This window comes from Salinigranum sp., from assembly GCF_041641895.1.
GTDB lineage: Archaea > Halobacteriota > Halobacteria > Halobacteriales > Haloferacaceae > Salinigranum.
In genome coordinates this window covers 28,731-46,656 of the sequence record NZ_JBEPXO010000014.1, presented here as the reverse complement: position 1 = coordinate 46,656, position 17,926 = coordinate 28,731, and the positions used below count along the sequence as shown (strand labels likewise).

Here is a 17,926-nt window from a genome sequence, read left to right as displayed (position 1 = left end):
CAGGTGAACTTTCTGGCGGATTGACACTGTCGAGCGGGCGTGGCGCGGCCGGTCAGGGGGCGTACGTCCCGGAGAGGTGTGCCTCGGCGACGACGTGTCCCTCGACCGCCCGTTCGAGTTCCGCTTTCGTCTCGCCACGGTCGAGCGCGAGCGCCGTGTCCAGCGCCCGGGCGACGAACCGGTAGGTGTGTCGACGGTCCGGCGGGTTCGGTCCCCCGTATCCGACCTCGCCGTAGTCGTTCGTCCCCTCGGCCGCTCCCGCGCTCTCGGGGTCGAACCCGGCCGGAATCGTCGTCGTCTCCGCGGGGAGGTTCCACACGACCCAGTGGTCCCAGACCGTCCCCGCGGGTTCGACGGCGTCGGGGTCGTCGACGACGAGTGCGAGCGTCTCCGCCTCGTCGGGGACGTCGTGGACGGTCAGCGGCGGGTTCACGTTCTCCGCACGGTAGCCGTACCGCTCGGGAATCGGTTCGCCGTCGTCGAACGCGTCGCTCGTGAGTCGCATCGTACGCTCGTGTAGAACAGCTGACACCGTCAGCGTTACGCCCAGCGGCGAGGGGCGAAGCCAGAGCGCGTCAGGGTGCGTAGTAGTACTCGCCCTCGCGCTTCTGTTTCCGGTCGAGCTGGGAGTCGGGCTTGTTGATGCGGGGGCGGCCGGTCCGTTCGTCGCGGCGGAAGGTGATGTCGAGGTCCGAGAGGAAGTCGTTCATCCCCTCGCGCATCTCCTGGGGGGTCCCCGCGTGACCCTCGACGGCCGGCTGCCCGTCGAACACCATCAGCCGGTCGGCGAGCAGGTCGATCATGTAGATGTCGTGGTCGATGACCATCACCGTCGCGTCGTGGTTCTCCGCGTAGCGGCGGATGGCCGTCGTCGCGCGGACGCGCTGTTCGACGTCGAGGTGGGCGGACGGTTCGTCCAGCACGTAGAGGTCCGCGTCCTCCGAGAGGGTGGCGGCGATGGCGACGCGCTGGCGCTCCCCGCCGGAGAGGTCCGAGAGGTTCTGCTCCATGATGCGTTCGAGCTGGAGCGGCCCGGCGATTTCGGTCTTCCACAGCGACGAGCCGAAGTCGTTCGTGATGGAAGAGAGGAAGGCGTCGACGCGCATCGGCTGGTCGATTTCGATGTACTGCGGCTTGTAGGCGATGTCGAGCCGGAAGTCCAGTTCCCCCTCGTCCGGCTCGAGTTTACCCGCGAACAGCTTCGCGAGCGTGGACTTCCCGATGCCGTTCGGGCCGACGATACCGAGCACTTCGGAGTGGTAGATGGTGCCACCCTCGACGGTGAGCGAGAACTCCCCCTCGCCGTAGGATTTGGCGAGGTCCGGGTAGTCGACGAGGGGCGCGCTCTTCGTGGTCTCGCGCGGTGCGTGCTCCTCGAACGTGATGGCGTCGGGCCGGATGCGCATGTTCTCGTTCGTCAGGTACCCCTTGAGGTACTCGTTGATGCCGTTCCGGACGCTCTTGGGGTCGGTGATGACACCGAACGCCCCGGGACGACCGTAGCCGATGTGGAGCGAGTCGGCGAGCAGATCGAGGATGGCGAGGTCGTGCTCGACGACGAGGACGGCACGGTCTTCCCGCTCGGCGAGTTCCTGGACGAGACGGGCGGCGGTGACGCGCTGGCCGATGTCGAGGTACGGGGTAATCTCGTCGAGGAAGTAGAAGTCGCGGTCCCTCGCCAGCGTCGCCGCGAGCGCGACCCGCTGGAGTTCACCCCCCGAGAGGGTGTCGATGGGCTGGTCGATGACCGGGCGGATGCCCAGTCGGTCGACGAGTTCGTCGAGGACGCCCCGCTCGTCCGTGGCGGCGAGGAGTTCGTTCGTCTTCCCGTCGAACTGCTTGGGGATCTGGTCGACGTACTGGGGTTTGCGGGCGACGGTCACCTCGTCGTCGAGGAGTGCCTCGATGTAGTTCTGCAGGCCGGAGCCACGGTAGCGGTCCAGCACCGGTTCCCACCCGGGGTCGTCGCCGTAGTTGCCGAGGTTCGGGACGAGTTCGTCCGCGAGGATGTGGACCGCCGTCGACTTCCCGATGCCGTTCGGGCCCAGGATACCCGTGACGGTGCCCGCGTCGGGGACCGGTAACCCGTAGAGGGCGAAGGCGTTCTCGCCGTAGCGGTGGACGGGGTCCTCGTCCAGTTCGGTCGGGAGGTTGATGATCTCGATGGCGTCGAACGGGCACTTCTCGACGCAGATGCCGCAGGTCTCCCCGAGACAGATCTCCTCGGAGATTCTGATCTGGTCGGGGTCGCCCTCGTACGGTTCGTCCTCCTCGTAGTGGTCGCCGCGGGTGACGATGCAGTCCTTCCCGGTGCGGTTGGGTGGGCAGTACTTCGCACACTCGTAGTTGCACCGGTCGGGCTGACAGCGGTCGAGGTCGACCACCGCGATACTGTCGTCGGCCATCAGAGCGTCACGCCCGCGGTGAGCATGATTGCGAAGGTGATGAACCACAGGGTGAACGTCATGAAGGCGACGTAGAGGTAGTCCTTCGGCCCGAAGTCGGAGATGTCCACCCCGACGACGCGCAGGACGGGGAACTGCAGGGCGACGAAGCCAGCGAGGACCCCCAGCGTCAGCCGGTTCGTTGCCGACGCAGGGTCCGTCCCGACGACGACACCCGACACGACCGCCGCCGCGACGCCTGCCAGACAGGCGAGCGTGGTGACGGTCACTCCCCGGAGATGTTTGGAGAGGCCGGTCTGCGTTTCGGTAGCCATACGTGTCCGTGCGAGAGCGCGCGTCAAAAGCCGTTCGTTCCACGTCCTGCCGCTAGCCCGTTCTATCAACCTTTATGCCCGTGGCGCGTCTGAGACGACTTAATGGCTGGATCCGACGAGGAGAGTCTCGACGACCTCCCACCGAGCGCGAAACTCGTGTTCAAAGTTCTCGAATACAACGGCCCACTGACACAGAAGGGGATCGTCGAGGAGTCGATGCTGTCGGCTCGAACGGTCCGATACGCCCTCGAACGCCTGGAGGGAATCGGGATCGTCGACGAGGACGTCTACTTCGCCGACGCCCGACAGAACCTCTACCAACTCAACGAGACTGCCGACGAGTTCAAGAGCGGCGAGGAAGCCGACGCCGAAGCCTGCGCCGCCGAGTAACGACCCGTCCCCCGGTCCGCGTCCCCGCCCACCACGTTCTCTTCTCGGCCGTCGCGTCCTGCGAGCGGCTGCCACGGTCATGCGGTGAGTAAAACGACCGTCGTAGCCTCACGGGGCTACATCTACGCCCTGAACGAGGGGTCGGTATGGCCCGCCACAGGTGGACGGTGCGTCGGCTCGTGGTCGCCCTCGCGTGCGTCGCGCTCGCGCTCAGACTCCCCGCGCTGGGCGGGCGCGTCGCACACTTCGACGAGGGCCGCGTCGCGTACTGGGCGCTCCGCTACCACGAGACCGGCGCCGTCTCCTACCGGCACATCGTCCACGGACCGCTCGTCCGGTACCTCGACGCCGCCCTCTTCGGCCTCCTCGGCCCGACAGACGCCGTCGCCCGCCTCCCCGTCGCCGTCGTCGGCGGACTGCTCCCGCTGACCGCGCTCTGGTTCCGCGAGCGACTACGCGACGGGGAAGTCTTCGCACTCGCGGCGGTTCTCACCCTGAACCCGGTCCTGCTCTACTACTCGCGGTTCCTCCGGAGCACGCTCCTCGTCGCCGCGTGCGCCTTCGTCGCCTTCGGGGCGCTCGTCAGGGCGGCCGACACACGCCGGGTGCGGTACGTCTACGCCGCGAGCGCTCTCGTCGCCTTCGGCTTCGCCGCCAAGGAGAACGCCCTCGTCTACCTGCTCGTCTGGGTCGGGGCGGCGGCACTGCTCGTCGACCACGGACTCTTCCGGCCACACACCGCGGACACCGGCGTCGACGTCGTCCGGCAGTACGGTGAGCGGGTCGTCGCCGCGGCCCGGAGCCCGGACCGACGGCTCCTGCGGCTCGTGGGGCACGCCGTCGGCGTCGTCGCCGTCGCCGCCGTCGTCACGCTCTTCTTCTTCGCGCCTCGCGTGCCGGACGGCGTCGGCCTGTGGGACGCCCTGCGCCGGCCGCGACTGTTCCCCGTCGTGGTCGACGCGGCGGTGACAGACGTCGGGAGCGGATTGTCGTACTGGTTCGGCGGGACGACGGAGCCGGGGTGTCACCAGGAGAGCGTCGTGACCGCCTACGGCTGTTTCCTCGGGCGGTTCCTCCGGACGCTCGCGCTCGCGGCGGGACCGCTCTCTGTGTTCGCCGTCGGCGGGTTCCTCCTCGAACGCTACGCGACGCCCGACCCCCGGCCGCTCGTCCTGTTCGCCGCCTACTGGGGGTTCGTCAGCGTCGTCGGCTACCCGCTCGGGACCGACATCTACGGCGCGTGGATTACCGTCAACGCCCTCGTTCCGCTCGCCCTCCCGGCCGCCGTCGGCCTCGCGTTCGTCGTCCGGCTGGGGCGTGCCGCGTTCGACGCGGGCGACCGGGTTCGGGCGGGCGTCGTCGCCGTCGCGCTACTGCTCGTGGCCGGACAGGTCGGCGTCACCGCCGCGACGACCGTCTACGGGGAGCCACAGTCCGCCGAGAACCCGCTCGTCCAGTACGCACAGCCGACCGGGGAGTTCCGGCCCGTCTTCGAACGGGCGGCCGGTGCGTCGGACGCCGCGGGTCCCGAGGTGGTCTTCTACGGCGACACCTTCGTCGAACCGGAACGCGACAGCCCCGTCCCGCCGCCGTGTACCGACCTGCAGAAGGCTCTGCCACTCCAGTGGTACGTCGCCCGCGCCGACCTGGACGCGACGTGTGCGGCCGACGCCGAGGCACTCGCGTCACAGCTTCGAGACGGGGAGCCGACGCTCGTCGTCTCGACGGTCGAAGACGCCGCGGCGGTCCGACCACTGCTCGAGGGGTACGAGACGCGACGGGTCGACCTCCGCGCACCCGGTCGGGAGACGGTGTTCTTCGTCCGGGAAGACACGAACGCGTCGGCTTCCGGGACCTCCACGCGGGCGGACGTGACGGCGAGGTCCGACCGCGTCAGGCCGGGACGACCGTGATGCGCTGTTTGCGATCGATGGCCTGTTCGAGTTCGTCCGCGATGGCGCTCCCCCGCGACACCTGGATGTCGCCGCCCCGCCCGACGGTAGCGGTGAACAGGTAGTCGCCGTCGGCGCGGACCTCCACCGTCTCGCCGACGTGTTCGTCCATCCGGATGACGACGTGCCGCGAGGTGACTTCGGGCGTGACGACGTCCCCCTCGGTCGGGCCACCGGACCCAGTGCCCGGGCTCGCGGCGCCGGAGCCTGCTGGCTTCTCGTCGTGGGTGCGGACGTCGATGTCGATACCCAGCCTGTCTTCGACGTCGGAGATGCGGCCGCCGCCCTTCCCGATGACGTAGGAGATGTCGTCCTCGTCGACGTAGACGACGGCGTTGTTCTGCCCCTGCAGCTGGACGTCGACGTGGCCGCGGGCGATGGAGCGAATCTCGCGTTCGATCTCCTGGCGAGCGAGGCGGTCGACGCCGGACTCGTCGGCCTCCCCCTCGCCGAGGGGGACGGTGACGACCTGACGGTTGAACGTGTAGATCTCGTACTCGGGGCGACCCGTCTCGAAGTCGGTCACCTGGATGACCGGGCGGGCGAGGTCCTCGGCGGTCAGCCCCTCGGGCACCTTCACCTCGGTGGTGACGTCGTACACCGTGTGGACCTTCCCGGCCTCGATGTAGACGACGGTGTCGACCACCTGCGGGATCATCCCGAGTTCGACCCGGCCGACGAGCCGCTGGAGGGCGTCGATGCCGCGGGTGGCGTGGACGACGCCGACCATGCCGACGCCGGCGAGACGCATGTCCGCGAAGACCGAGAAGTCGTTCGTCTTCCGGACCTCGTCGTAGATGGTGTAGTCGGGGCGGACCAGGAGTAAGGAGTCGGCCGTCTTCTCCATCTGACCGTCCAGCGCGGTGTACTGGGTGATCTCCGGTCCGACCTGGAGGTCACGCGGCTTCTCCATCGTCTTCACCGCGTAGTCCGAGTCGTTGAGGAACTCCGCGACGGCCTGGGCGAACGTCGACTTCCCCGCGCCCGGCGACCCCGAGATGAGGACGCCGCGCTGGCGCTCTTTGAGTCGCGAGCGGAGTTCGTCGGCGAACTCGTAGTCGTCGAGGTCGGTCTTGGCGATGGGTCGGACTGCGGTGATCTCGACGCCGTCCGCGAACGGGGGGTGTGCGACCGCGATGCGGAAGTCGCGGAACTGGACGATCTTCATCCCCGGTTCGTCGAGTTCGATGAAGCCGTCGGGCGAGGAGCGCGCGGAGTTGACGATGTCGTCGGCCCACGCCTTCATCGTCTCCTCGTCGCTCACCTCGTCGCGGATGGTCTCGTAGTGCATGTCGCCCAGCGCGCCGCGTTTGGCCTTGGGGCGGGTCCCCGTCTTGAGGTGGACCGACATCGTCTCGTCGTCGAAGAACTCCTCGATGACGAGGCCGCCGGAGCCTCTCACCCTGGCCTCGACGAACTCGACGTCGACCTGCTTCGCCCGGGCCACCTCCGCCTGGACGGCGTCGCTGGTGAGGAGCGTCGCCCCGTGGTCGGCCGCGAGGTCACGGATGAGCGCGTCGATGTCGCCCTCGCCCGAGGCCCGCTGTTCCTGGGCGCTGGGGCGCCGACCGACGTACTCCAGCGTGATCGTGTCCGCGTCGGCGAGGTCCGCCAGTCGCTGCAGTTCCGACAGCCCGTCCCATCCGGTGTCGCGGCCGTCGTTGGCCTGCGACTCGAGTTCGCCGACGACGGCCTCGGGGACGTAGACGGTCGCCCCGTCGTACGTTCCGTCGTCGACTCGCTCGGACACGCGGCCGTCGATGACCGCGCTCGTGTCCGGCAGTATCTTCATACGCGTCGTTCGAGCGGCGTGCGGATAAGGGTGTTCAAGCCGGGTCGAACCTCGGCAGACCACGGGTCTCGCGTGCCGGCCATCGTGTCGGTCGAACGTATTATCAAAGACGAATATCGGCAGAGAAAGGATATATCAGTGAACGGTAAAACAGCCGAAGATGGCTGACTCAGGGGGAGACACCGGGCCACGGGAGGAGCCCATCAGCGTGCTCTACGTGGACGACGAACCCGACTTCGCAGCCCTCGCCGCCGAGTTCCTCCACCGCGAGAACGACCGATTCGTGGTCGAGACGGAGGAACGAGCGGTGGAGGCGCTCGACCGCCTCACGGCGGGAGGCTTCGACTGCGTCGTCAGCGACTACGACATGCCCGAGATGAACGGGCTCGAACTCCTCGAGGCCGTCCGCGAGCGCTCGTTACGGCTACCGTTCGTCCTCGTCACGGGGAAGGGGTCGGAGGAGATTGCGAGCGAGGCGGTTTCGGCGGGAGTCACGGACTACCTCCGGAAGCGCGGGGGGCGCGAGCGGTACGTCATTCTCGCGAACCGCATCGAGAACGCCGTCTCGCAGTATCGTGCCGAGCGCGAGGCGACCCACCACCGCCGGGTGAGTGAACTGGTCAGGGACGTCACGCGGGCGCTGGTCGGAGCGACGTCGCGCGACGAGGTCGAGCAGGCGGTCTGCGACCGCGTAGCCGGGTCGGAACCGTACCGGTTCGCGTGGATCGGCGAGCCGGACCCCGAGACGGAGCGTATCAGGCCGCGGACCATCGGCGGCGACGACAGCGGCTATCTCGACGCGATTACCGTCACCGTCGACGGACCACGGAGTCGCGGGCCGGCCGGAACCGCTCTCCGCGAGAACCGGGTCGTCGTCGCACAGAACGTCGACGACGACCCGTCGTTCGAACCGTGGCGCGAGGACGCGCTCGAACGTGGATTCCACTCCGTCGCGGGCGTCCCGCTGGCGCACGACGGGACGGTCTACGGCGTCCTGCTCCTCTACGCCGCATACCCGAACGCGTTCGACGGGACGGAGCGGGCGCTCGTCGCGGACCTCGGCGACGCGATCGGCCACGCCATCGAGGGAATCGCGGTCCGTGAACGGCTCGAACGCCAGTACCAGGACCTCTTCGAGCTGGCACCCGTCATGTACGTCCTCACCAGCGAGCAGGACGGCCACCCTGTCGTCACGGACTGTAACCAGCGTGTGCTCGACCGGCTGGGATACGGGCACGACGAGGTGGTCGGCGGCTCCCTCGCCGACCTGTACACCGAGGAGTCGGCGACGCTGCTGCTCGACGAGGGAGGGTACGAACGCGCGCTCGACGGTGAGTTCACACGCGAGGAGCGACAGCTCGTCGCGAGCGACGGCTCAGTGGTCGAGACGTTGCTCCGGGCCGTCCCTCGCTACGATTCCGAGGGACGGACCGTCGGGACCCTCACGCTGTTCGTCGACGTCACCGAGCGCCGACGGGCGCGGACCATCGCCACGCAGGCGGCGGCGATGGACGCGTCCATGGACGGCATGGCCGTCTTCGACGACCGGGGGGTCTACCACTACGTCAACGAGGCACACGGACGAATCTACGGCCGCGACGCCGCCGACCTGGTCGGCGAGAACTGGCGGACGCTGTACGACGACGACGAGGCCGAGCGACTCGAACAGGAGGCCATGCCGCTGCTCGCCGCGGGCGAGTCGTGGCAGGGCGAGGCTGTGGGACGGCGGGCCGACGGGAGCCTGTTCCCGCAGGAACTGTCGCTGAGTCCGCTCGACGACGGCCGGTTCGTCTGCGTCATCCGCGACAGTACGGAACGACGGAAGGCGAAACGGGAACTCGAGCGGCAGAACGCCCGACTCGACGAGTTCGCCTCTCTCGTGAGCCACGACCTCCGCAACCCGCTCAACATCGCCAGAGGGAACGTCGAACTCGCCCGGACCGACGACGCGGCCACGGACGCCAGTCTCGACCGGGCCGAGGCGGCTCTCGAACGGATGGACCGTCTCATCGACGACGTGCTCGCGCTGGCACGCGGCGTCGACGAGGGGGACCTGAGTCCCGTTTCCCTCCGACGGACGGCCAGGTCGTGCTGGCAGGGGGACGACGAGTCCATCGAGGTGGTCGGCGACCTCCGGTTCCTCGCCGACCGCGTCCGTCTCCAACGACTGCTAGAGAACCTGTTTCGGAACAGCGTCGAGCACGGTTCGACGAGCAACCGGTCAGGGGCCGGTGACAGCGTGGACCGCGGAGCGACGGAGGGCCGGTCGGAAGCCGCGAGCGGCGACACCGCAACACACGCCGACAGGAGCGGCGGACGCCCGGACGACGACGCGACGGCCAGAGTTCGCCTCGGGCCGCTCGGAGACGAGGCCGGGTTCTTCGTCGCCGACGACGGGCCGGGTATCCCGCCCGAGAAGCGCGACGCTGTCTTCGAGTTCGGGCACAGCACGGCACGGAAGGGAACGGGGCTGGGCCTCGGCATCGTGGAACGTATCGCCGACGCACACGGCTGGGAGTGTCGGCTGACGGAGAGCACCGAGGGCGGCGCCCGGTTCGAGTTCGCTGGCGTCACAGTCGTCGAGGGTGGCGGACCGCCGCACCCCGAGCCGAGCACGAACGACTAATCACCGGCGTCAGGCGTCGGACATCGGCCGAGGGGTTTTCACCGCCCCCCGAGGAGAGAGGGTATGGACGAACTGGGCGAACTCATCCACGACCTGGTGTCGATTCCGAGCCACGAGGACGAGACCGAGGCGGGCGACGCCGTCGAGCAGTGGCTCCGCGCGGAGACCGACGCACAGGTACGGCGGGACGAAGCAGGAAACGTCGTCGCCCGGCGCGGAAGCGGAGACACCTCGCTCGCGTTCGTCGGTCACCACGACGTCGTCCCGCCCGCCGACGGACAGGTGGACGACGACGGGTACGTCGTCGAGGAACGCGACGGACGGCTGTACGGCCGCGGGACGGCGGACATGAAGGGTGCCGTCGCGGCGTCGATGTGTGCGTTTCGGGACGCCGAGGTCGAGGGGGCGGAACTCCTGTTCGTCTCGTTCGTCGGCGAGGAGCGGGGCGGCGTCGGCGCGCGGGCCGCCCTCGACGACGGCTTCCACGTCGACTACGCCGTCGTCGGCGAGGGGTCGACCGGCTACTCCGCACCCGGGGTGACCGACGTCGCCGTCGCGCACAAGGGGCGACGGGGGAGTACGCTCGTCGCCCACGGCGAGGCCGCCCACGCGAGCGAGGTGGAGTCGGGGACGAACGCCGTCTACCGCGCCTGCGACGCGGTGGACGTCGTTCGCGCCATCGAGTTCCCCGAGACGGCGGTGCTCGGCCACTCGATGCGGGGGAGCGTCGCCGTCACCGAAATCGACGGCGGGACGGCGTGGAACGTCATCCCCGAACGGTGCGAAGTGACGGTCGACGAGCGGACCGTCCCGGGGGAGCGAGCGCCGCTGGCGCGCACGGAGGAAATCGACGGCGTGGAGTGGCGCGTCGACCAGGACCTCCCGCCGATGGCCTGCGACGACGCGGCGTTCGCCGACCTGGTCCTCGACGCCGCCACCACGGCACAGGAGGGGGCTCCGGAACACGTCGTCAAGCCGCACGCGACCGACGCCGGATGGCTCGCCGACGCCGGGACGACCTGTGTCGTCTGTGGCGCGGCCGAACCGGGCGAGGCACACACGGCCGGAGAGTCGGTGAGTCTCGCGGTCGTGGCGCGGTGCTACCGCATCTACCGCGAGGTCGCAGAGCGGTTCGGGTGAGCGCCGGCCCGAGTACGGGAAGCACGGAGTTGATAGCCACGGCCTCCTATGTGGGGATATGGCGACCGAATCCTCCACCCAGGAGACGCCCGGGGCGTACGACCGACTCCTCTCGAAGGTCAAGCGCATCAACAACGTCGAGGCGGCGTCGATGCTCCTCTCGTGGGACCAGCAGGTGATGATGCCCGAGGAGGGGACGCCGGCGCGCTCCCAGCAACTGTCGACGCTGTCGGCGCTCCAGCACGAACTGCTCACCGAGGACGAGGTGGGTGACCTCCTCGACGAACTGGAGACGGAGACCCTCTCGCCCGACCAGGCGGCGGTCGTCCGCGAGGTGCGCCGCGACTACGAGCGCGCCGTCCGCGTGCCGACCGACCTGGTCCAACGCATCTCTCAGAAGACGTCGGAGGCTCTGCCCATCTGGGAGCAGGCGAAAGCCGAGAACGACTGGTCGCAGTTCGCCCCGCACGTCGAGGAACTCGTCGACCTCAAGCGGCAGTACGCGGAGTACGTCGACCCCGACGCCGACGCCTACGAGGTGCTGTTCGCCGACTACGAACCGTGTCTCTCGCTCGAACGTGCCGAGGAGATTCTGACGGAGATTCGGGAGACGCTCGTCCCGATGATCGACGAGATTCGGGCGTCGGAGACGCCCATCACGACCGACGCCTTCGCGGGGACGTTCGACACCGAGGTGCAGGAGGAGGTGGCCCGGGAGGCGCTCACGATGCTCGGCTACCCGTGGGAGCGAGGACGACTCGACACCTCCTCGCACCCCTTCTCGACGGGGACGCAGTTCGACGCCCGGGTGACGACCCGGTTCAAGGAAGAAGACCCCATCGACGCGCTCACCGCGACCATCCACGAGTTCGGGCACGCGACGTACAACCTCGGCCTGCCCGACGAGGAGTACGCGACGCCGCTGGGCGAACACCGGGGGCTGTCGGTCCACGAGTCACAGTCACGGCTGTGGGAGAACCACGTCGGCCGGACGGAGGCGTTCTGGGAGCGGTTCCTGCCGACGATGGCCGAGCACTTCCCCGCGCTCGAAGAGGTGACGACCCGCGAGGCGTACGAGTCCGTGAACCAGGTGTACGAGGACAACCCCATCCGCGTGGAGGCGGACGAACTCACCTACCACCTCCACATCGTCCTCCGGTTCGAAATCGAACGCGCGCTCATCGCGGGCGAACTGGACGTCGACGAGGTGCCCGCGGTGTGGAACGACAAGATGGAGGAGTATCTCGGCTTCCGACCCGAGACGGACGCGGAGGGCTGTCTGCAGGACATCCACTGGTCGCACGGGTCGTTCGGCTACTTCCCGACGTACTCGCTCGGCAGCGCGATGGCCGCCCAACTGTTCGCGGCGGCCGAGGACGACCTCGGCGACGTCGACGAACTGACCCGCGAGGGGGAGTTCGACACGCTGAAGACGTGGCTCCGGGAGAACGTCCACTGTCACGGCCAGCGGTACGAGACGAACGACCTGGTCCGTGAGGCCACCGGCGAGGACTTCTCCGCGGACGCCTTCACCGACTACGTCACCGAGAAGTACGGCGCGCTGTACGACCTCGACAGCGCCTGAGTCGCGCGGCCGCCGGTCAGTTCTCCCCGCCGACCTGATACGCCTGGAGAGTCTCACGGAAACTGTACGTTCGTGGTAAAGTATGCCATGGTAACAGTAGACATAAGTAATGTGACGACCTACCACGACCCGTATGGCAGCCGAACCCAGCGACTTCGAAGACGAAGTGTTCGACCAGTTCCTCTCGGACCGCGGACACGAGACGACACCGGTACGCTGGGACCAGTCGTATAACAAGCTTCAGTGCCCGGAGTGTGGTGGGCTCCACGACACCTCCGCGAGCCGATGTTCGGTCTGCGGGTGGAACCCGAGTACCTGACCCGGCACGACGCGGTACCGCGGCCTCACCTGCTCCGTTCGGCGTCGACACCCGACCACCCACGGGGTCGTCTCGCCGCCGTGCAGGGCCGCGCGACGAGGCACGTCGTTTATGAACCAGCGGGGCGTGAACGGGGATAATGAGCGAATCACCGACCGTGACCCGGTTGTTCGGTGGGCCGGGGAGCGGGAAGACGACGGCCCTCCTCGACCGCGTCGAGGGTCTCCTCGAGGACGACGATATCGAGGTCACCGACGTGCTCGTCGTCTCGTACACGCGTGCGGCCGCAGCAGAGATACGCGAACGGCTCGCGGAGCGGCTCGACACGAACCCACGGGCGCTGAAGGGCAACGTCTCCACGATGCACGCGAAGGCGTACGAACTGTTGAACCTCTCGCGTGGCGACGTCGTCGGCGAGAAGGACAAACAGGAGTTCTGTGAGGAGTACGGCATCGAGTACGAGGACGAGTACAAGAGCGGCGGCCGCCGAACCGCCCGCTCGACGACGCTCGGGAACAAGATCATCGCCACCTCGCAGTGGCTCCAGCGCACCAGACGGGACGTCGCCGACTGGTACGACGTCCCCTTCCAGTGGAACGTCGAGGAGGTCCGTCTCCCCCCCGATATCGACCCTAACGCCCAGGAGGGGAACAAGTACACCCCGACGTGGCCGTCGAGCGACGACCGGGTCGACATCCCCGAAGCCATCCGTGGCTGGCGGAAGTACAAGGGTGACAACGGCCTCGTCGGCTTCGCCGACATGCTCGAGCGGGTGAAGCAGCGCTCGCTCGTCCCCCACGTCGACTACCTCGTCATCGACGAGTTCCAGGACATCACCACGCTCCAGTACGACGTCTACGAGGAGTGGAAGCCCCACATGAAGAAGGTCCTCATCGCCGGCGACGATGACCAGGTCGTCTACGCCTGGCAGGGGGCGGACCCGGACCTCCTGCTCGACACGCCCCGCGACGAGGACGTCATCCTCCCGAACTCGTACCGACTCCCCTCGAAGATTCTCAACGTCGTCAACCGGGAGATTCGCCACATCGAGAAGCGTCAGGAGAAGGACCTCAAGCCGCGCAAGGAGGGTGGCAGAGTCGAGGGCGTCCACAACCCCTCGATGCTCGACCTCGCCCGGAACGTCCGCTACACCGTCGAGCAGGACGAGGGGACCGTGATGGTGCTGTTCAGAGCGCGCTACCAGATGTTCCAGTTCATCGACGAGTTCCTCCCGCTGGGGATGCCCTTCTCGACGCTGACGGACCAGCGGATGTGGACCGACCGGCTCACCGACTACGTCCGAGCCGTCGAGAAGCTGGTCGACGACGACCCCGTCACAGGACTCGAAGCGCGACGGCTGGCCGACATGCTCCAGGAGTCGGCATTCGGCTCGAACGAACGCGACGACCTGTACGACGTCATCGACGAACACGAGGAGGCCGCCGGCACCGACGACCTCGCGGCGTTCACCATCCCGGCCGACGAGGTGCGGGCCGTCACCCCGTTCGTCCCCGACGGGGCCTCGGCGTCCGACATGGTCCGCAAGGTGACCAGCTTCCAGCGCAAGTCCATCGCGGCGTACTTCGAGGGACCGTACCAGGGGATGGACCCCGACCACGTCCGACTGGGCACCATCCACTCCGCGAAGGGTCGCGAGGCCGACCACGTCTTCGTCTCGACCGACCTCACGGAGAAGGTGGTTGAGCAGATGGCCGCCTCGGTGTCCGACGAGGAGCTGGCGGCACACGGTATCGAGGGGTTCACCTCGACGACGAGCCCCGTCCCCATCCTGACCGACAACGAACGCCGCGTCTTCTACGTCGGGATGTCCCGTGCCCGCGAGCGGCTCGTCATCCTCGAGAACCTCGTCGACGGCGCGCCCACCCTCCCCGTGAGCGTCCTCCTGCACAACGAACTCCGCGAGGAGGAACTCGAGCAGTTGCTCGACGCGGCACAGGAGCCGGTCGCGCCGGAGCCGTAGCGCGCTGTGTCCGCCGGCCGACCCACGGACCTCGGGTTCGCCCCCCGCCGGGTCCTCGCGAGTCGCCTCGAACGCGGGGTCGACGTCGTCCGCCAGCGACTCCGGGACGACGACGCCGTCGCGTTCGTCCACGCGGGGAGCGACGCCAACTGCAGCTATCTCGAGAGCGACGCCGTCGTCGTGACGAGCGGTGCGGCGGTCAGGCTGGCCGAACGCGGCAGCGACAGCGTGTCCGTCGGCCGCGGAGGAGCGCAGGCGCCCGGTGACGTCCGGTCCGTCGACGACCCGGCCGGATCGGTGGTGGACATCCTCGACGAACTCGTCGGGTCGCCCGGCGACGGGACCGTGCTCACGCCGCGTGCGGTCCGCCACGACGCCGCGCTCTTTCTCGAACGCGCGGGGTACGACCTGGCCTCGACGACGGCCCTCGGCGACGCGCGGGCGGTGAAGACGCCTGCCGAGCGTGACGCCGTCCGGACGCTCGGAACGGCCACCACGCGCGGGTTCGACACGGCCGTCGAGCGCCTCGCCACGGCCGACGTCGGGGACGGTGTGCTCCACGACGCCGACTCGCCGCTGACTGCCGGGCGACTCGCCCGTTCGGTGAGCGCCACCCTCGCGGGCGAGGGTGTCGAGTCGCCGGGCGTTCGCGTCCGGAGCGGAGGGGAGGAGACGCTCGCCGCCGGTCGACCGGTCGTCGTGGAGTGCTGTCCGGTGGGGCCGAGCGGGGGACGGCTTCGGGCGGCGTGGACCCTCGTCGTCGACGGCGACGGCGGGTGGGACCGCCGGGCGCAACTGGCGCTCGACGCGGCCCACCGCGCCGGGCGCGGGCGACTCGCCGCCGCGCTCGACGGCGAGTCGGTCGCGGTGGGCGACGTCGCGAGCGAGGTCCGAGCGGAGGTGACGGCGTACGGCTTCGAGCGGCCGTCGGTGTCCGTGGGCGGAGTCGGGCAGGCCGTGCGCGAGCGGCCGCGAGAGGGGGACGAACTCCGGCCGGGACAGGTAGTAGTGGTCGCGGCGAGCGTCACCCGGGACGGCGACGAGACGGCGAGCGACGGACGGCGGACGGACGTCGTGCGCCACGTCGAGACGCTCTGTCTGGACGACGGCGTCGAGCGGGTCGTCTCGCTCCCGGGGTCGTTGTCGCCGTCGCGGGCGCTCGACTCGGCGTCGCGCCGGTAGGACTGGACTCGAGCCGACTCGACTCGACTCGCCTCAGTCGTCCTCGTCGTCGGGCATCTTGACGGCCTTGCCGACGGCCTTCTCGGCGGCCGCCGCGGGGATGTCGGCCGGCGTCGTGAGCATCCGGGGGAGGACGACCATGAGTACGGCGACGACGACGGCGACGCCGCCGAGGAATGTGTCCCCGCGGAGGAGCGTGTCGATGCCGAAGATACCGAGCGGGATGGCGAAGACGAGGCTCGCCGCCAGCTGGATCGAGTCGGTGATGCCCAGGGACATGCCGAGAGATTGGTGAGCGGGCAGTAAAAACGCGCCGTCTCTCGTCTCCGAAGACGAGACTGGGGCGAACAGCTAAGCCCGAACCGCTCGGTGGGTGGCATATGATTCTCGGGCTGCCGACCGAGACGGCGCTGGTGTTCGGAATCATCCTCGCCACGGTGGTACTGTTCGTCACCGAGATGGTCTCGCCCGACATCGTCGCCATCGGGCTCGTCGTCACGCTCGTCGTGCTCGGGCCGTGGACCGGCATCTCGCCCGAGGAGGGGCTGTCGGGCTTCTCGAACGCAGCGACGGTGACCATCCTGGCGATGTACGTCCTCTCGAAGGGCATCGAGGAGACGGGACTCGTCCGACGGCTCGGCGCGGAGGTGGCCCACGTCACCCGGGGGAACGAGAACCGCCTCCTCGCGGCGGTCGTCGGCCTCACGGGTCCCATCGCGGGCGTCGTCAACAACACGCCGGTCGTCGCGGTGTTCATCCCGATGGTAACCGACCTCGCCGAGGAGGCGGGCGTCTCGCCGTCGAAGCTCCTCCTGCCGCTCTCGTACGCGTCGATGCTCGGCGGGACGCTCACGCTCATCGGCACGGCGACGAACCTCGTCGCCAGCGACCTCTCGGCGTCGCTCATCGACCACCCGTTCGGCATGTTCGAGTTCACCGGCCTCGGCGTCGTCGTCCTCGTCGTCGGGAGCGCGTACCTCCTGACGGTGGGGAAGGCGCTCACGCCGGCTCGGGTGACGCCGGGCGACAGGACCACCCAGTACGAGGTCGACGCGTACCTCGCACGGGTGCTCGTCCCCACACGCTCGCCGCTCGTCGGCGTCCCGGCCGCCGACGTCGTGAACGACGCCGCCCGCGACCTCGACGTCGACATCCTCGACGTCGTCCGCGGCGACGAGCACTTCATCGCGACCGACTCCGACCGGGAGTTGAACGCCCGCGACATCCTCACCGTCCGCGGGGCACCCGACGAGATTCAGCGCTTCTGTGACGTCGCCGACCTGCGGTATCTCCCGCGAGCGACAGTCGGCGACGACGAACTCGACAACCCGACGGAGGGGACGCTCGTCGAAATCGCCGTCCCCCCGAAGTCGTCCATCGTCGGGGACACCATCGGGGATGCCCGGGTGCGAGAGCGGTACGACGCGACCGTCATCGCGGTCCGCCGCCGGAACGGGGACCTCGTCCGCGAACAGTTCGGAGACCACGTCATCGAGGCCGGCGACTCGCTCCTCCTGCAGACGACCGACGAAACTGTCGACTACCTGCTGGAGACGCACGAGTTCGTCGTCACCGGCGAGATTCCGGATCTCGTCGACCGCGTGCGGGGACGGGAACTCGAGCCGACGACGCTCCCAGCACTCGGCATCGTCGGCGGCGTCGTCCTCCTGGCGGCGCTCGGCGTGGTGCCCATCGTCATCGCGGCGCTCGGCGGCATCGTCGCGATGGTCGTCACGGGCGTGCTCACGCCGTCGGACGCCTACGACGCCGTCAACTGGAACGTCGTCTTCCTCCTGGCGGGCGTCATCCCGCTGGGACTGGCGATGCAGGAGACCGGCGGCGTGGCAGTCATCGCGTCGGGCGTCGTCTCGCTCTCGTCGGTCGTCCCCGCCATCGGGATGCTGGCGGCGTTCTACGTCCTGACTGGGCTCCTCGCGAACGTCGTGACGCCCGTCGCGAGCGTCGTGCTCCTCCTCCCCGTCGCCGTCGACACCGCGGGGCGCATCGGCGCGGAGCCGTTCGCGTTCGTCCTCGCGGTCACGTTCGCGGCCTCGACGGCGTTCATGACGCCGGTGGGGTACCAGACGAACCTCATGGTGTACGGACCCGGTGGCTACCGGTTCACCGACTACGTCCGGGTGGGTGCGCCCCTGCAGGCGCTTCTGACCGTCGTGACCACGCTCGGCATCGTCGCGCTGTGGGGGCTGTAGTCGGGGGGAGTCGACGGTGCGGGGCGGTCG

14 protein-coding genes are annotated in these 17,926 nt (G+C 68.9%); 9 read left to right on the top strand and 5 right to left on the bottom strand.

Going from position 1 to position 17,926, the window contains the following annotated elements; translation table 11 throughout:
• Positions 1-52 precede the first annotated feature (52 nt).
• From ACESK5_RS04840 to ACESK5_RS04830, 3 genes are all read right to left on the bottom strand, one after another.
• On the bottom strand, positions 53-505 hold the full coding sequence (locus ACESK5_RS04840; RefSeq protein WP_372910417.1) for a YbhB/YbcL family Raf kinase inhibitor-like protein: 453 nt from the start codon (positions 503-505) through the stop codon (positions 53-55).
• A gap of 70 nt (positions 506-575) precedes the next feature.
• Positions 576-2,405: a ribosome biogenesis/translation initiation ATPase RLI gene (locus tag ACESK5_RS04835; protein WP_372910416.1), complete on the bottom strand. Its 1,830-nt coding sequence runs from the start codon at positions 2,403-2,405 to the stop codon at positions 576-578.
• Positions 2,405-2,719 (bottom strand): hypothetical protein, encoded by a 315-nt coding sequence (locus ACESK5_RS04830; protein ID WP_372910415.1) that lies wholly within the window; start codon positions 2,717-2,719, stop codon positions 2,405-2,407. Before ACESK5_RS04830 ends, ACESK5_RS04835 begins: the two co-directional genes overlap by 1 nt.
• 102 nt (positions 2,720-2,821) lie before the next feature.
• Here ACESK5_RS04830 and ACESK5_RS04825 point away from each other — a divergent pair, with 102 nt between their 5' ends.
• Entirely contained in the window at positions 2,822-3,109 is a 288-nt protein-coding gene (locus ACESK5_RS04825; RefSeq protein ID WP_103424073.1) for a helix-turn-helix domain-containing protein, read from the top strand.
• A 146-nt stretch (positions 3,110-3,255) separates the two neighbouring features.
• Positions 3,256-5,022, top strand: a complete 1,767-nt coding sequence (locus ACESK5_RS04820; RefSeq protein ID WP_372910414.1) for a flippase activity-associated protein Agl23 — start codon at positions 3,256-3,258, stop codon at positions 5,020-5,022.
• Here ACESK5_RS04820 and ACESK5_RS04815 read toward each other — a convergent pair.
• Positions 5,003-6,853, bottom strand: a complete 1,851-nt coding sequence (locus tag ACESK5_RS04815) for a PINc/VapC family ATPase (RefSeq protein ID WP_372910413.1) — start codon at positions 6,851-6,853, stop codon at positions 5,003-5,005. The genes ACESK5_RS04820 and ACESK5_RS04815 overlap by 20 nt on opposite strands.
• 160 nt (positions 6,854-7,013) lie before the next feature.
• On the opposite strand from ACESK5_RS04815, the gene ACESK5_RS04810 reads away from it, so the two are divergent.
• The 6 genes from ACESK5_RS04810 to ACESK5_RS04785 all read left to right on the top strand — a co-directional run bounded on the left by ACESK5_RS04810 (position 7,014) and on the right by ACESK5_RS04785 (position 15,686).
• Positions 7,014-9,479, top strand: a complete 2,466-nt coding sequence (locus tag ACESK5_RS04810; protein WP_372910412.1) for a PAS domain S-box protein — start codon at positions 7,014-7,016, stop codon at positions 9,477-9,479.
• 63 nt (positions 9,480-9,542) lie between these two features.
• Positions 9,543-10,619, top strand: coding sequence for a M20 family metallopeptidase (locus ACESK5_RS04805; protein ID WP_372910411.1), 1,077 nt, complete (start codon positions 9,543-9,545; stop codon positions 10,617-10,619).
• Positions 10,620-10,677: 58 nt separating this feature from the next.
• Positions 10,678-12,204, top strand: a complete 1,527-nt coding sequence (locus ACESK5_RS04800) for a carboxypeptidase M32 (protein ID WP_372910410.1) — start codon at positions 10,678-10,680, stop codon at positions 12,202-12,204.
• Between the two features lie 133 nt (positions 12,205-12,337).
• Positions 12,338-12,523 carry an HVO_0416 family zinc finger protein gene (locus tag ACESK5_RS04795; RefSeq protein ID WP_372910409.1) on the top strand — a complete coding sequence of 62 codons (186 nt, stop codon included), beginning with the start codon at positions 12,338-12,340 and terminating at the stop codon, positions 12,521-12,523.
• A 139-nt stretch (positions 12,524-12,662) separates the two neighbouring features.
• Positions 12,663-14,504 (top strand): UvrD-helicase domain-containing protein, encoded by a 1,842-nt coding sequence (locus ACESK5_RS04790; RefSeq protein WP_372910408.1) that lies wholly within the window; start codon positions 12,663-12,665, stop codon positions 14,502-14,504.
• Positions 14,505-14,510: 6 nt separating this feature from the next.
• Positions 14,511-15,686, top strand: coding sequence for a Xaa-Pro aminopeptidase (locus ACESK5_RS04785; RefSeq protein ID WP_372910407.1), 1,176 nt, complete (start codon positions 14,511-14,513; stop codon positions 15,684-15,686).
• 33 nt (positions 15,687-15,719) lie between these two features.
• Here ACESK5_RS04785 and ACESK5_RS04780 read toward each other — a convergent pair whose 3' ends face one another.
• The gene (locus ACESK5_RS04780; RefSeq protein WP_372910406.1) at positions 15,720-15,965 is read right to left on the bottom strand and encodes a hypothetical protein; all 246 of its coding nucleotides are present in this window, start codon (positions 15,963-15,965) and stop codon (positions 15,720-15,722) included.
• Between the two features lie 104 nt (positions 15,966-16,069).
• On the opposite strand from ACESK5_RS04780, the gene ACESK5_RS04775 reads away from it, so the two are divergent.
• Positions 16,070-17,896 carry an SLC13 family permease gene (locus tag ACESK5_RS04775; protein WP_372910429.1) on the top strand — a complete coding sequence of 609 codons (1,827 nt, stop codon included), beginning with the start codon at positions 16,070-16,072 and terminating at the stop codon, positions 17,894-17,896.
• Positions 17,897-17,926 lie beyond the last annotated feature (30 nt).